General features: G+C 56.7%; 15 protein-coding genes. 7 read left to right on the forward strand and 8 right to left on the reverse strand.

Going from position 1 to position 13629, the window contains the following annotated elements:
• Positions 1–384 precede the first annotated feature (384 nt).
• Positions 385–687 carry a hypothetical protein gene (locus ACEPLT_RS10390; RefSeq protein WP_032674718.1) on the forward strand — a complete coding sequence of 101 codons (303 nt, stop codon included), beginning with the start codon at positions 385–387 and terminating at the stop codon, positions 685–687.
• Between the two features lie 114 nt (positions 688–801).
• On the opposite strand, the gene ACEPLT_RS10395 is transcribed toward ACEPLT_RS10390, so the two are convergent.
• The 6 genes from ACEPLT_RS10395 to ACEPLT_RS10420 form a co-directional block, all read right to left on the reverse strand.
• Positions 802–1401, reverse strand: a complete 600-nt coding sequence (locus ACEPLT_RS10395) for an NAD(P)H-dependent oxidoreductase (RefSeq protein ID WP_023292508.1) — start codon at positions 1399–1401, stop codon at positions 802–804.
• 74 nt (positions 1402–1475) lie between these two features.
• Positions 1476–2069, reverse strand: a complete 594-nt coding sequence (locus ACEPLT_RS10400; RefSeq protein WP_059364583.1) for a TetR/AcrR family transcriptional regulator — start codon at positions 2067–2069, stop codon at positions 1476–1478.
• Positions 2070–2103: 34 nt separating this feature from the next.
• Positions 2104–5193 carry an efflux RND transporter permease subunit gene (locus ACEPLT_RS10405; protein WP_232928919.1) on the reverse strand — a complete coding sequence of 1030 codons (3090 nt, stop codon included), beginning with the start codon at positions 5191–5193 and terminating at the stop codon, positions 2104–2106.
• Positions 5190–6299 (reverse strand): efflux RND transporter periplasmic adaptor subunit, encoded by a 1110-nt coding sequence (locus tag ACEPLT_RS10410; protein WP_232928922.1) that lies wholly within the window; start codon positions 6297–6299, stop codon positions 5190–5192. Before ACEPLT_RS10410 ends, ACEPLT_RS10405 begins: the two co-directional genes overlap by 4 nt.
• A gap of 74 nt (positions 6300–6373) precedes the next feature.
• Positions 6374–6988, reverse strand: a complete 615-nt coding sequence (locus ACEPLT_RS10415) for a TetR/AcrR family transcriptional regulator (protein WP_025911302.1) — start codon at positions 6986–6988, stop codon at positions 6374–6376.
• 133 nt (positions 6989–7121) lie between these two features.
• A complete protein-coding gene (locus tag ACEPLT_RS10420) occupies positions 7122–8033 on the reverse strand; it encodes a LysR family transcriptional regulator (protein ID WP_025911300.1) in 912 nt (303 codons plus the stop codon).
• Between the two features lie 99 nt (positions 8034–8132).
• Here ACEPLT_RS10420 and ACEPLT_RS10425 point away from each other — a divergent pair, with 99 nt between their 5' ends.
• The 3 genes from ACEPLT_RS10425 (at position 8133) to ACEPLT_RS10435 (ending at position 10569) form a co-directional block, all read left to right on the forward strand.
• On the forward strand, positions 8133–9248 hold the full coding sequence (locus ACEPLT_RS10425) for an alkene reductase (RefSeq protein WP_032674721.1): 1116 nt from the start codon (positions 8133–8135) through the stop codon (positions 9246–9248).
• Positions 9245–9964 (forward strand): SDR family oxidoreductase, encoded by a 720-nt coding sequence (locus ACEPLT_RS10430; RefSeq protein ID WP_032674722.1) that lies wholly within the window; start codon positions 9245–9247, stop codon positions 9962–9964. Before ACEPLT_RS10425 ends, ACEPLT_RS10430 begins: the two co-directional genes overlap by 4 nt.
• Before the next feature lie 65 nt (positions 9965–10029).
• A complete protein-coding gene (locus tag ACEPLT_RS10435; protein WP_032674723.1) occupies positions 10030–10569 on the forward strand; it encodes an ester cyclase in 540 nt (179 codons plus the stop codon).
• Between the two features lie 39 nt (positions 10570–10608).
• Here ACEPLT_RS10435 and ACEPLT_RS10440 read toward each other — a convergent pair whose 3' ends face one another.
• On the reverse strand, positions 10609–11076 hold the full coding sequence (locus ACEPLT_RS10440) for a nuclear transport factor 2 family protein (protein WP_032674724.1): 468 nt from the start codon (positions 11074–11076) through the stop codon (positions 10609–10611).
• 104 nt (positions 11077–11180) lie between these two features.
• On the opposite strand from ACEPLT_RS10440, the gene ACEPLT_RS10445 reads away from it, so the two are divergent.
• The gene (locus ACEPLT_RS10445; protein WP_032674725.1) at positions 11181–11759 is read left to right on the forward strand and encodes a TetR/AcrR family transcriptional regulator; all 579 of its coding nucleotides are present in this window, start codon (positions 11181–11183) and stop codon (positions 11757–11759) included.
• Between the two features lie 115 nt (positions 11760–11874).
• Here ACEPLT_RS10445 and ACEPLT_RS10450 read toward each other — a convergent pair whose 3' ends face one another.
• Positions 11875–12432: a histidine phosphatase family protein gene (locus tag ACEPLT_RS10450; RefSeq protein WP_032674726.1), complete on the reverse strand. Its 558-nt coding sequence runs from the start codon at positions 12430–12432 to the stop codon at positions 11875–11877.
• A gap of 172 nt (positions 12433–12604) precedes the next feature.
• Here ACEPLT_RS10450 and ACEPLT_RS10455 point away from each other — a divergent pair, with 172 nt between their 5' ends.
• A complete protein-coding gene (locus tag ACEPLT_RS10455; protein ID WP_023292497.1) occupies positions 12605–13000 on the forward strand; it encodes a DoxX family protein in 396 nt (131 codons plus the stop codon).
• Positions 12997–13629, forward strand: a complete 633-nt coding sequence (locus tag ACEPLT_RS10460; protein ID WP_032674727.1) for a TetR/AcrR family transcriptional regulator — start codon at positions 12997–12999, stop codon at positions 13627–13629. Before ACEPLT_RS10455 ends, ACEPLT_RS10460 begins: the two co-directional genes overlap by 4 nt.

Consider the following 13629-nt stretch of genomic DNA (forward strand, 5'->3'; position numbering starts at 1 on the left):
GAGGGTGGTGAACGGAGAGAGATTTCCCCGTCCATGTCGGCGGGGATTGAGGTTCTGTTTGTCAGTCGTTCACTACAGACACGCTCGCACCGCCGAAGGGTCCGGTGGTGGTGAGGGGGGTTGTTGGCTGAACTGACGTAAACATGTTATGACCTTCGCTGATATATCTTTTAAATCATATCCGGACGAGCCGTTAAACTTTAAAAATTTGCTGCCGATAATTCTTTTCAATACCATCAATATGCATGTAAAGATGAACAAAATCATATCAGCATATTTGGTAGTTGCGTATTTGTCGGCTCGACTTATTGCACAATCCAATAGTGCGAGAGACTGGATAAAAACCGTTGTGTTTCGATAAAAAATCACAAAAAGGATGTGCGTATGTTGAAAAGATTAGTCGCGGGGCAGATGAGCTTACCGATGACTTTCTGGGGATGGGGAATTTGCGGTAATTTTCTACTGGGTCTCATTGGGCTTGCTGGAGTACAGACCGGTCACCCGGCCATGGTGCCGCTTTCCTATATACTTAAAGCCATTCTGTTCAGTTCTGTACTTTCCGGCATAACTTTCATTCTGCGTCGAAAAATCACGGTATTGGGTGGGATCGCTTTTTTTATTATTTTGATTCAGGTGATTATGAGTGTAGTGATGACGATAGGCCTTTTCTCGTTATTTTTTGAATAATCACAAGAAAGAGCGTTCCGGTTTGCCAGCAGGATCCCTGACGGTTAGTAACATCGAGAACTCGTGCCTCCTTATGGCGAAGGAGGCACGCCGTTGCTGGCTGGATAGCCGATATTATTTTAGGTTGCCGATCTCGCTCAGGAATTCGTCAACCTGCTCGGGCGTCGCCGTGTCTGCCTGGTAAAGGATATCGAGCTTAACGTTCTTCAACCCGCAGAAGCCAAATACCCCTTCGATTATCTGTGTCTGAATCGCCGTCGAATAGCCGTGTTTATCAAATCCGGTGAGATCGCTACCGCCAGTGGCAATCAGGCGGACGGGAACATCCCGTAAGTTGCCCACAATCCGGCCGTCGTCGGCCACCTTATACGCCCAGTTCAGGGTTAACACGCGATCGAACCAGCCTTTCAACAGCGCGGGAACCGACCACCAGTACACCGGGAAGACGAATACCAGCATATCCGCGCGCTCGACGCGCTGCTGCTCGCGCAGAATATCGTCGGGGAGGGCGCTCGGATCGCCGTGATACAAATCGAGATCGGCGCGGGTCATCGACGGATTAAACCCTTCAGCATGCAGATCGGCGATCTCAACCTGCGTACCTTCCTCGCGTAATTTCCCGGCAATGCGGGCTGCCAGCGTATGGGATAACGAATTGTCGATCGGGTGTGCCGTCACGATCAGCGCGTTTTTAATGGCATGTGTTGCAGACATAGCGACCTCCAGATGGGGGAGAAGTGATGCCTATATTACTATTGGTAACTTAGGTGTCAATCCGCCCCCGGCGATCATTTTGTGCTATTCGCGTAGGTCTCCAGCACCCCGGTCATGGCGCCGCAGAGCATATCTTCTGCCACATTTCGGGCGAGCACGCCGTTGCCCGCCGCGGTGCTGAGCGCCTCCGCCGCGCCAATGATGGCCGTCAGTACCGCTTCTCCCTGAACGCCTTTTAAGACGATAAAAGGAGACAGCGCGGTGCGCAGGCAGTCGGCACATTCGGCCACGCACGCTTCCCGAAACGTCTGCAGCGTGCGAGAACCGGACAGCGCCGCGGCGATTGGCCCGGTTTCAGGTCCGGCGGCAATCGCACAGTCGATATAGGCCGCGCTGAAAAAGCGGATCGTCTTCTCCAGCGTTTTGCTGTCCACCGCCAGCGTCTCGCGGAATTTTGCCAGCTGCCGATCGCTATAGTCCTGGTACAGCGCCATCAATAGCCCTTCACGATCGCCAAAGTGGTCGTAGGGGATAGGCTTGGTCACGTTAGCCCGTTCTGCCAGATAGCCAAGGGTCAACGCCTCCGTGCCTTGCTGACGCACGATTCCTCGCGCAACCTCCAGCAGCTGCACGCGGCGGTCCTCTTTTCTTAAGCGCTTAACAACCATGCTTGCCTCAGGTCAGTTATCTACTGATGGTAGTTTACACGCTTTCCGTGGCAGGCTGCACGCGTTGTTCAACCTGGCGGATCCGGAACCAGATCGCATACATCGCGGGCAGGAAGACGAGCGTTATGATCGTCCCGCCCAGCGTTCCGCCGATCAGCGTCCAGGCCAGCGTGCCCCAGAACACCGAATGCGTCAGGGGAATGAACGCCAGCACGGCCGCCATGGCGGTGAGTAAGACCGGCCTCGCTCGCTGGACCGTCGCCTCGACCACCGCCTGGAACGGATCGAGGCCGTCCTTCTGGTTATGATCGATTTGGCCGATCAGGATCAGCGTATTGCGCATCAGAATGCCGGAGAGGGCGATCAGGCCGACCAGCGCGTTGATGCCAAACGGCTGATTAAATATCAGCAGGGTCGGCACGACGCCAATCAACCCCAGCGGCGCGGTTAAGAACACCATGACCATTGCGGAGAGTGAGCGCACCTGCAAAATGATGATCAGCAGCGTCAGGGCAATCATGATCGGGAACAGCGGTAACATGGCCTGCGTGGCTTTGCCCGACTCCTCAATCGACCCCGCCATGTCAATGCGGTAGCCAACCGGCAGCGAATCAACGATCGGCTGGAGCTGCTTCATGATGGCGACCGACACGTCCGGCGGCTGAAGATTGTCGGCGATATCGCCCCGTACGGTAATTGTGGGGGTGCGATCGCGGCGGCGCAGGACCGGGTCTTCCATGCCGACCTCTATCTTGCCAATTTGAGACAGCGGCACGCGCTGTCCCGCATTGCCGACCAGGGTAAAGCCTTCGATTTTTGCCGGGTCAAGGCGGATATCACCCGCCGCGCGGGCAACGACCGCTACCGATCGAATATCTTCCCGCACGGAGGTGACAGGCACGCCTGAGAGCAGGAACTGAAGCTGCCCGGCAACGGCGCTGGAGGTTAAGCCGGTCGCCTGCAGGCGGTTCTGATCGAGAGTGAAATGGAGCACCGGAACGCGCGAGCCCCAGTCGGTGTTAACGGTTCGCATCATCGGGCTTGCCTGAAGCACGGCTTTCACCCGTTCAGCGATGTCCTGCACCTGTTTGACGTCCGGCCCCGACACGCGCCAGGCAACCGGGAAAGGCGAGTAGGGGCCAAACACCAGCTGCGTCACCCGCACGCGGGCTTCGGGCGCAAGGCCGCTGGCAACGGCCTCCCTGAGCCTGAACTTGAGCGCCTCGCGTGACGTCTCGCTGTCCGTCAGGATCACGATTTTCGCAAAAGAGGGATCGGGCAGCTCGGGGGCCATTGCCAGATAGAAACGGGGCGAGCCCTGACCAATATAGGCCGTGACGATTTTGGCTTCCGGCTGCTTGCCCAGCCACGCTTCTATTTTTGCGGTAGCGGCGCTGGTTTGTGCAATCGAGGTGCCATAAGGCATCTGCACTTCAACCAGCACTTCCGGGCGATCGGAGGTCGGGAAGAACTGTTTTTTTACCAGCCCCATACCGAGCACGGCCAGAATGAAAATGGCGACCACGGACCCGGCCACGCGCCACTTTCTGGCGATAACGCGGCCAAGCAGCTGGCGAAAGCGGTTATAGCGAGGCGTGTTATAGATGGCGGCATGGCCGCCTTCCACTTTGGGGATCGCCGGCAGGATCTTCACCCCCAGATACGGCGTGAACACCACCGCCACAAACCATGAGGCAATCAGGGCGAGGCCGACAATCCAGAACATATTGCTGGTGTATTCCCCGGCGGTCGACTGGGCAAACCCATTCGGCATAAAGCCAATCGCCGTCACCAGGGTACCGGCCAGCATCGGCGCGGCGGTGTGGCTCCAGGCGTAGGCCGAGGCTTTGATTCTGTCGTAACCTTCCTCCATCTTCACCACCATCATTTCGATGGCGATAATGGCATCGTCAACCAGCAGGCCGAGGGCGAGGATCAGGGAGCCCAGCGTGACGCGGTCAAAGTTTATTCCCGCAGCCTCCATCACCACGAAAACGACCGCCAGCGTCAGTGGCACCGCTGCCGCAACCACCACCCCCACGCGCCAGCCCATGCTGACAAAACAGACCACCATGACCACAAGCAGGGCGACGAAGAATTTGATCATAAACTCATCGACCGAGGAGCGGATATTCACGGACTGGTCGGTGACTTTGGTCAGGGTCATGCCAAGCGGCAGGCTATCATTGATTTTCGCCGTCTCCGCATCCAGCGCTTTACCCAGCGCCAGGCCGTTCCAGCCCTCACGCATGACAACGCCCAGCAGCAGGGCGGGTTCATGCTGATTGCGTATCAGCATCGTCGGGGGATCTTCGTAGCCTCGTTCAACTGTTGCCACATCAGACAGCGTGAGCGTTTTGCCCTGGGCGACTAATGGCGTATCGCGGATTTTCTGCAGTTCATCGAACGCGCCGTCCAGGCGGATAAAAATCTGCGCGCCCCGGGTCTCAATGGCGCCCGCCGCGGCCAGGGCGTTCTGGCTATTGAGGGCATTGAAAATATCCTGCGGTGAGAGGCCCATCGTCGCCAGACGATCATGGGAGAAGGCGATATAAATCCGCTCGGCCTGTTCGCCGATAATGTTCACTTTTTTCACCCCGGGAACGTGCAGAAGCTGCTGGCGCAGGCCTTCGGCATCGCGTACCAGCTGCCGCTGTGGTTCGCCTTTTGCTTTCAGGGCAAAGAGGGCAAAGGTGACATCCGAGAATTCATCATTGATCATCGGGCCAATGACGCCCGCCGGAAGACGCAGGGATTCATCACCAAGCTTCTTACGCGCCTGATAGAACTCCTCCTGCACTTCAGAAGGCGGGGTTTTGTCCTGCAGTGACAAGGTGATATACGCCATGCCGGGACGGGTATAGGTTTCGGTACGGTCATACCATTTGAGTTCCTGCAGGCGCTTTTCCAGCGGCTCCGCGACCTGATCCTGGATCTCCTGCGCGGTCGCACCCGGCCAGACGGCAATCGCCGTCATCTGCTTCACGGTGAAGGGCGGATCTTCCGCGCGTCCCAGTCCAAAAAAGGCGTAAATACCGGCAATCGTCACCAGAACGATCAGAAACAGCGTGACGGAACGCTCGCGGACGGCCAGCGCTGACAGGTTGAAGCGGCTTTGGCTCATGGCGCGTTCTCCGCCGGAGCGGCATGGCGCTGTTCTGCCAGCCTGACAACTTCACCTTCGTGCAGAAGATGGGCACCTAACGCAACGATCTTCTCCCCGGGCTTCACGCCGCCCGCGATCTGGACCGCATCTTCGCCCACGCTCAGCACCGTAACCGGCGTCCATGTGACCTTTGCCGGCTGGGCGGAAATGCGCCAGACGCCGGGCCCTTTACCCGCATCGTAGAGTGAGGCCAGCGGGACTTGCATGGCCTGACCTTCCGCTTTCGGGTCTTCAAGGCTGAGCGTGACGGTCGCCCCCAGCGGCGCGTTCGCCAGCTGGCCAGCCAGCACGTAGCGTGCTTCATACGTACGGGTTGTGGCATCCGCGGAGTCAGACAGCAGGCGCAACGTGGCGGTGACCGGGTGTTGTTCACGGCCATAAAGCGTGGCCCGTGCTTCGCTGCCGACGGCAGGGCGCAGCGTCTCCGGAAGCTGCACGAGCGCTTCGCGCTGTCCCGCTCTGGCAAGGCGGATCGCCACCTGTCCGGCGCTGACCACCTGACCGGGTTCGGCAAGCGTCTCCATCACTACGCCGTCTGAATCCGCCAGCAGGACGGCATAGCCCGTGGCGTTTTGCGCCACGTTGGCCTGCGCCCGGGCGGCGCTGAGATCCGCCCTGGCCGTATCGGCCGCCGCTTTAATCTGATCGTACTCCGCGGCGGACACCGCGCCGGACGCCACCAGACCGCGATAACGCGCCTCATCGCTGGTGGCTTTTCTCGCCCGCGCCTGGGCAGCATCCACCGCGCGCTGCTGCGCCTGAGCCTGTAATTTCAGGTCAACCGGATCCAGACGCAGTAAGGGCTGGCCCTGTTTGACGGTCTGCCCCGTATCCACCAGGCGTTCGAGGATTTTACCCTGAACCCTGAAGCCCAGGTCGCTTTGCGTTCTTGCCACCACCACGCCCGTAAAGGTGCGAGCGGCTGGATTCGCCCTCTCGACGGAGGCGGATCTGACAAGCGGTGGCCTGGTGCGCGGATCGTCACTCGCGGAAATATCGCCGCATGCCGCGAGGGCAAACGGCAGAAGACATATGGCAAGGCGGGCTGAAGTGAGCCTGAGCATGGGAAACCCTTTTGAAGTAACAGGACAGTTTCCGCATTCTGTGATTAGTGACCAATAAAGTCAATGGTCACCAATCAGGGGGCCAGGCTTCTTAAAATCAGTGAGGAGAGAAGTACCGCCGCCGTTGGGGCAGTTTCAAGGTTGTACTGCAGCTGAACGGGGTTAATGTAAGGGCACATCACCATGTAAACGGCAAAGGTGACCTCGTCCAGCGGCGTCTTCCTTTCGAACTCTCCAGCCTGTCTGCCTTCGATAATGATGGTCTCAATCAGCTTCAGGAGGCTTTCGGTATACCTTTCCGTCGAAGGCCACTTCTCCCGTGACGCGACGGCGGCGATGTCGTAGAGCTTGCGATCGTGGAAAAACAGCTCGCTGCCGGCCTCGGTGAGCGACTTAAAAAGACGGCGGAGTTTTTCGCTGGCTGACGGCGCATCCTCAATGGCGGAAAGCACGGCCGCCATGATCAGCTCCAGGCGGTTAGCGCAGATCACTTCGCCGATAGCCTGCTTGGAATCGAAGAACTTATAAATGTAGGATTTTGAAAAACCGATAGATTTCGCCAGCTCGGCGACGGTGGTTTTTTCATAGCCGTAATGACCGAAGTGCTCAAAGGCCGCTTCGACGATTTGCTCTCTGACAGAATGGTCAAGTGGACCACGTATTGATGGGGCGTTCATAGTTTTAGTCATTATGTAAGCTTAGCGTGACGGGCCAGGGTTGGCAACGAGTGACCGTTTTGTACTTTGGTTACTGTTATGCTGTCTTACGTCGTGAAGACGGGACAATCGGCCAAGTGTAGTAAGTGTATCACTGTTTTTTACGTTAATGTTTTTTAAGCCAGTCGAGAAAAAACTGGCTGAACGCCGTAACCTGAAGCGGCTGCAGCTTGCGCTGCGGGTAAACAAACTGCAGCCCGACATCTTTGCGATCGTAGCGGCTAAAGCCGGTGAAGCTGTCGGCAAACAGCACCGTGAGTCTTCCGGCGTCAACGTCGTCTTTGACGTCCCACCACGATTTCCCGGCGATGCCCGCTCCGCCCAGGGCCCACTGACGAAGCAATGCCCCGTCGTCGCACACCATGGCGGGCTCGACGCGAACAACGCTTTCCTCTCCCTCATGTTCAAAGCGCCATTCGTTCATCACCACGCCCTGAGACTCCAGCGCCAGGCACCGGTGCCGGGCTAGATCGGCAAACGTGGCGGGGATACCGTGGTCGTTAAGATACGCCCCGGAGGCAACCAGCACCCGACGGTTCGGGCGGATGTTTCTGACGACAAGGCTGCTGTCCGGCAAATTGCCGAAGCGCACGCTCATATCCAGCCGGTTAGCGACCAGATCCTCAACGTGTTCTTTTAGCGAGATGTAAAATTTGACGGCAGGATGGTGACGCGAAAATTCAATGACGGCGGGGCTGAGATACTGTCTGCCAAAGTCCGAGGGCGCGGAAAGGCGAATATTGCCGCTGAGCACGCCCTCTTTTTGCGTCAGCAGCGACTCGGCGTGATGCACCTCTTCCAGCACGCGCAGCGCGGCGTGGTAAAACTCTTCCCCTGCGCGGGTCAGGGTGAGGGATCGCGTTGAGCGATGAAACAGGCGCGCCTGGTAACGCTCCTCAATCGCCTTCAGCCTGGCGGTCATCGTGGCAGGAGAAAGCGACAGGCGACGTCCGGCGGCGGAAAGACTCCCGGCCTCGGCAACTGCCACCAGTAAGGCCATGTCTTCGAGTTTACCCATTATTCATCTTTTCCGAAAAGTGCATCTATTTTTAGCGTAATTATCAAAATCAGATGCCGACTGTAAAGTGATTTCATCCAAACCATAAGGGATGAAAACATGAAACCTGCTTCACTCTTTGAACGCTACAGGCTGGGTTCGCTGGACCTGAAAAATCGTATCGTCATGGCGCCGATGACCCGCGCGCGCTCCCTTCAGCCGGGCAACATTCCCTCTGCGCTGATGGCGGAGTATTACCGGCAGCGGGCCAGCGCGGGGTTAATCATCACCGAAGCCACGCAAATCTCGCCTCAGGGTCAGGGATACTCCTGGACGCCCGGCATCCATTCGCCGGAGCAGGTTTCAGGATGGCAGCTCACGACGGGGGCCGTACATCAGGCGGGCGGGGTCATTTTTTCTCAGCTCTGGCACGTTGGGCGAATGTCGCACGCCAGTTTTCACCAGGACGGTCAGCCCGTCGCCCCGTCAGCGCTGGCCCCGGACGCGCAGGTGTGGGTGGTGAATGAGCGTGGAGAAGGCCAGATGGTTGACTGCCCGCAGCCGAGAACGCTCTCACGCAAGGACATTCAGAACATCGTCGCGGACTATCGCCAGGCCGCTTTGAATGCCGTTCAGGCCGGGTTTGATGGCGTGGAGGTCCACGGCGGAAACGGCTATCTGATCGACCAGTTCCTGCGCCAAACCTCCAACAAACGCACGGACGAGTACGGCGGTACGGTGGCTAACCGGATCCGCTTCGCCCAGGACGTGTTAAGCGCGATTGCCGGGGCGATTGGTCACGAACGTACGGGCATTCGTCTTTCGCCGTTTATTACCCAGCGCGGGATGAACGACCCGCAGGTCTCTGAAGCCATACTCGCGCTTGCGGCCTGGTGCGAACAAAAAGGGATTGCGTTTATCCACCTGGCGGAAGCCGACTGGGACGACGCGCCGCAGATTCCTGCGCATTTCCGTCAATCGCTTCGCGAGACCTTCAGCGGCACCCTGATCGTCGCGGGCAACTATGACCTTGCCAAAGCCGAAGAAATTCTGGCGGCGGGCTATGCCGATTTGATTGCCTTCGGACGACCGTTTATTGCCAACCCGGATTTGCCTCACCGGCTGGCGCACCGCTTGCCGCTGGCCCAGGTGCGCGACCCCGCCACGCTGTTTGGCGGCACCGCTACGGGCTATACCGATTACTCAACGTACACCCAGCAGGAGGAAATATTATGACCCGTAAAACCTTAATTATCGGCGGTGCTTCCGGCATTGGTTTCGCCGTGGGCACCCTGCTTGCCGGGCGCGGCGAGGAGATTATGCTTGCGGGACGCGATAGCGCGAAACTGGACGCTGCACGGCAACGACTGGGCGCTCATGCCGCGTCTGTTAGCACTCTCGTGCTCGATATCAGCCGTGAGGAAGAGCTTTTTGCGCTCAGTGAAACGCTGGGCGAGGTCAATAATATTGTCGTCACGGCGGGTTCACAGGCGCCGGGCGGGCTGCTTTCCGGACTGGATCTCCGTGCGGCAAGACAGGCCTTTGATACAAAATTCTGGGGAAGCCTCAATGTCGCCCGCTATCTCAGCGGGAACATCGCCCCCCGCGGTACGCTGACCTTCACCAGCGGCTTTGTGGCGCGCCGCACCGTGGCGGGCGCCATCGTAAAAACCACGATGAATGCCGCCATTGAGGCCGCGACAAAAGTGCTGGCGAAGGAGCTTTCCCCGCTGCGCGTCAACGTCGTGAGTCCGGGGCTGACCGACACGGAAGCGTATGCGGGGATGGACGCCGCCGCGCGGGAAAAAATGCTCGCCGGCGCGGCGGCAACCCTGCCAGCCAAGGCTTGGGGAAGGGCGGAGGACATCGCGCAAGGGTATCTTTTCGCCATGGACAATCCCTTTGTCACGGGGTCGGTCATTGATATTGAGGGCGGGGCGTTAATTAACTGAATCCCCACCGGTTTGAACCGCAGGAAATCGTCTGCGGGTAACGTAATACTCTGTTGAGAGACATCATGAAATATACGACGTGTTTTCGTCCAGCTGTGGCGATGCTTATTCTTGCCGGTTTGTCCGGCACCACATTTTCGGCGCAGCGGGAATGGCTTCAGCCGAAACAGCTTATTGTTGATAAGAGCTTGTCCCAGGCGCAATTAAGGGCGAATGAAGCCGTTGCCAGAGAATATGCAACGTTCTGGAATACGGGAGAAGAATCCCTGGCGCGTGATGCGCTGGCGGTGAATTTCAGCGATAAAACGCCCCCGGAAGGTCGTAAGCAGGGGCCTGAAGGCGCTATTTTAGCCTCCCGGGCGTTTCGTGCCGCCGTGCCGGACTTACGCTGTGACGTTGAGCAGATGATTATTTCAGGCACTCGCGTGGTTTCGCATTTGCATTTTTACGGCACATTCACCGGGACATTCGGCAAGCTGAAAGGAAAAGGGCAGAAAATAGATTTCATCGCTACGGATATTTATGAAGTCCGCGACGGTAAAATTGCGGCAAACTGGCATATTGAGGACAACCTGACGCTGATGAAACAGCTGGGCGCACTCTAAACCCATCACTCCGGGGCGCCCCGGAGTGATGTAAAAATCCTATAAGCCCAGATCGCTCAGCGACGGATGATCGTCCGGGCGTCTGCCCAGCGGCCAGTGGAACAGTCGCTCGGATTCTTTTATCGGCATATCGTTTACGCAGGCAAAACGGCGCTTCATCAAGCCGTCTGGGGCGAATTCCCAGTTTTCGTTGCCGTACGAGCGGAACCAGTTGCCTGAATCATCGTGCCATTCATAGGCATAGCGGACCGCGATGCGGTTATCCGTAAAGGCCCACAGCTCTTTAATCAGACGATAATCCAGCTCTTTTTTCCATTTCCGCTCCAGAAACGCCCGGGCCTCTTCACGGTTGGTGGCGAACTCTGCACGGTTGCGCCATTGGGTATCCAGCGTATAGGCCAGCGCGACTTTCGCCGGGTCGCGACTGTTCCAGCCATCTTCTGCCAGCCTGACTTTTTCGATGGCGCTTTCACGGGTGAAGGGCGGTAAAGGAGGACGTGTGTTCATGGCGGTTACCTCAGTGTGATTTTAGGTAGACAGATCTGTCTACTTGGGGTAATCTATGCCTGAAAAATAACGCTGTCAACACCCTTTTTGAGACTGTCGAAAAAATGAAAACTGAACACGCAGGCAACGAAACAAAAATTAGCGTCCGGGATAAAATATTACTCACGGCGCACGATCTGTTTTATTCCACGGGCTTCAGGGCGACGGGGGTGGATACGCTGATTAAAGAGGCGAAAGTGACGAAGGTGACGTTTTATCGCCATTTCCCGAGCAAAAGTTTACTTATTCTCGCCTATTTGCACTATCGGCATGAAATATGGATTAACTGGTTTGAATCCACGCTGCGCCGACATCTCGATGAAGGCGAAATACCTGCTGATGCGATTTCTGCAACGCTCTATGAATGGTTTGTTTCGCCGGAGTTCCACGGCTGTGCGTTTATTAATGCCAGCGCCGAAGCCAAATCCGAAGATATTGAAAGCGAAATAAAAGCGATATGCCGCGATCATAAAATCGAAACAAAGAATATTATTGCGTCGCTGACGACCATCGCGGATGAGCGCGTCGTCAATGAAATCATGTTGCTCATTGACGGTGCCATTATTCATGCGCAGATGGGCATGGAGACGGATGAGGTCATCACGTCGTTGAAGAGGGCGCTGGCAGAATTAATCAAGGGCTAGCGAGGATCCCCCCTTAGTCCTCCAGACGATGGCTGACAGGTGCATTCAACATTTGCGAATAACAGTCGGCTGGCGTGCGCCGAGGATGAACAATCCTCGGCCTCAGCATGTGCCGCTATACAATGCTGTAAACCCCCGCTCCCCAGTACCCCTTACCCGGACGAGTCTGTTCTTTCCAGCCTGATGCGATCAGTTCTTTTGCAATGAACCGGTTGATGACCCCGTGCCCCATGAGCAAGACGGGGCCGTCAGAGTCCTTCGCTACATTCACCAGGATTTCTGCCGCCTTAACGGCACGTTCTTTTGCGGCGCTTACGCGCTCTGACTCGCCAGACAGGCCGCAGAGCCAAAGAACGCGAAACAGCGCTGCCCAGTAAAAAGGCGATAGCCGTAACCCCGGAATACGGAACACCGGCAGCTCTGCTTCCCGGAAAACCTCATCAATTAAGCCCGGTTCACACCCCAGCGATTTCAATGATGAAAGGGCTCGCGGGAGAGGGCTGCTGAGAAACGTCAGCGCGCGGCACGCGAGGATTTGAGCCATCTCCGAAGGTCTGTCGCGGCCCGTTGAAGAGCGGTTATAGCTGTCGATCCATCCCACCATTTCCCTGTACGACACCTTTCCCGCGCCCCTGTATTCGGGTTCGCCGTGGCGCATCAAAATAATTTCCATATGTCTTCATCGCTCACCATCCATTCACCAGAGGCAGACTAGCGCGTTCTCACACTGATTTTCACCCACCCGTTTTGGAGTGTCAGGGCGGTGATCGCACTTATCAGACTTGTCGGTCTGTTAATTAATAAGTAGACTAGCCAGTCTTTTAAATGATCAAAGAGATAATTCAGTGTCAAAAATCACGTCATCTATCACAACACTCTGTCTTTCAAGAATTTTATTGACCTTTTTCTTCTGGATGGCAGGCTTTTATGGGTTGTTCAACTTTGGAGAGATTGTGCTGGAAATGGTGGATGTGGGTCTCCCCTGGCCCGTCTTATTCGCGACAGGCACCATTCTCTGTCAGCTTGTAGGCTCTGCTCTGGTGATTTCGAATTTTGCCGGCTACGGATGGATTGGATCGGCAATGCTGATTGTGTTTACATTACTCACCATTCCGGTGGGGCATCCATTCTGGAAATTTAGCGAGCCCCAGCGCACCCAGGAGTTTCATATCGCGCTTGAACACATAACCGTTATCGGGGGGCTCATGATGAGCATGCTTTTGTCAGGTCGTAAACGATGAGAGAAAAGGTTCGGCAGAAAGGCCGCCCAAAAGATCCGTCAAAGGAGCAGGCGATACTGCAGGCCGCAAGAAGCCTGTTTCTCGAGAAAGGCCTCGATGTCACGACGGAAGAAATTGCCCGCGTTGCCGGGGTGGCAAAAGCCACGCTTTATGCCAATTTCGCGGATAAAGATCTGCTTGTTGAGGCCGTACTCCGTAAGGAATCGGATCTGACCATCAGTGACAGTGATTTTTCCGAGCGGCATCATCTGTCGTTGACCGAGGTCTTAACCGCGTTTGGCAACCGTTTTGTCCGCTTCATCAACCAGCGCGAGCTGAGGGGCTGGGACCGCTTAATTGCCTCCGCCGCTATTCGTCATCCGGAGTTACCCGCGCGTTTTTATGCGGCAGGTCCCGGCAGGGCGCAGCAGATGCTGGAGACAATTATCGGTGAAGCCGTTGAAAAGGGCTTACTGATCGCGTGCTCCCCGCGCGAAGCGGCTGACGACCTGGCCGGGTTGTGGCTCGGGATGACAAGCCTTGAGATAAAGCTTGGCGCCAGAAAAAGCTTATCTGATGAAGAAATTGCTCGTCGGGTTACGCATGCGATCGCTGTTTTTATGTGCGCGTATTCAGTGGAAAAGCGCTGA

The organism is Enterobacter sp. fkY84-1, assembly GCF_052974705.1.

Bases quoted from the DNA above. Each gene is read 5' to 3' on its own strand.
- ACEPLT_RS10420 (WP_025911300.1), bottom strand. From the start codon at position 8,033: ATGGGTAAACTCGAAGACATGGCCTTACTGGTGGCAGTTGCCGAGGCC.
- ACEPLT_RS10410 (WP_232928922.1), bottom strand. From the start codon at position 6,299: ATGCTCAGGCTCACTTCAGCCCGCCTTGCCATATGTCTTCTGCCGTTT.
- ACEPLT_RS10430 (WP_032674722.1), top strand. From the start codon at position 9,245: ATGACCCGTAAAACCTTAATTATCGGCGGTGCTTCCGGCATTGGTTTC.
- ACEPLT_RS10445 (WP_032674725.1), top strand. From the start codon at position 11,181: ATGAAAACTGAACACGCAGGCAACGAAACAAAAATTAGCGTCCGGGAT.
- ACEPLT_RS10460 (WP_032674727.1), top strand. From the start codon at position 12,997: ATGAGAGAAAAGGTTCGGCAGAAAGGCCGCCCAAAAGATCCGTCAAAG.
- ACEPLT_RS10400 (WP_059364583.1), bottom strand. From the start codon at position 2,069: ATGGTTGTTAAGCGCTTAAGAAAAGAGGACCGCCGCGTGCAGCTGCTG.
- ACEPLT_RS10390 (WP_032674718.1), top strand. From the start codon at position 385: ATGTTGAAAAGATTAGTCGCGGGGCAGATGAGCTTACCGATGACTTTC.
- ACEPLT_RS10395 (WP_023292508.1), bottom strand. From the start codon at position 1,401: ATGTCTGCAACACATGCCATTAAAAACGCGCTGATCGTGACGGCACAC.
- ACEPLT_RS10415 (WP_025911302.1), bottom strand. From the start codon at position 6,988: ATGACTAAAACTATGAACGCCCCATCAATACGTGGTCCACTTGACCAT.
- ACEPLT_RS10425 (WP_032674721.1), top strand. From the start codon at position 8,133: ATGAAACCTGCTTCACTCTTTGAACGCTACAGGCTGGGTTCGCTGGAC.
- ACEPLT_RS10450 (WP_032674726.1), bottom strand. From the start codon at position 12,432: ATGGAAATTATTTTGATGCGCCACGGCGAACCCGAATACAGGGGCGCG.
- ACEPLT_RS10440 (WP_032674724.1), bottom strand. From the start codon at position 11,076: ATGAACACACGTCCTCCTTTACCGCCCTTCACCCGTGAAAGCGCCATC.
- ACEPLT_RS10405 (WP_232928919.1), bottom strand. From the start codon at position 5,193: ATGAGCCAAAGCCGCTTCAACCTGTCAGCGCTGGCCGTCCGCGAGCGT.
- ACEPLT_RS10435 (WP_032674723.1), top strand. From the start codon at position 10,030: ATGAAATATACGACGTGTTTTCGTCCAGCTGTGGCGATGCTTATTCTT.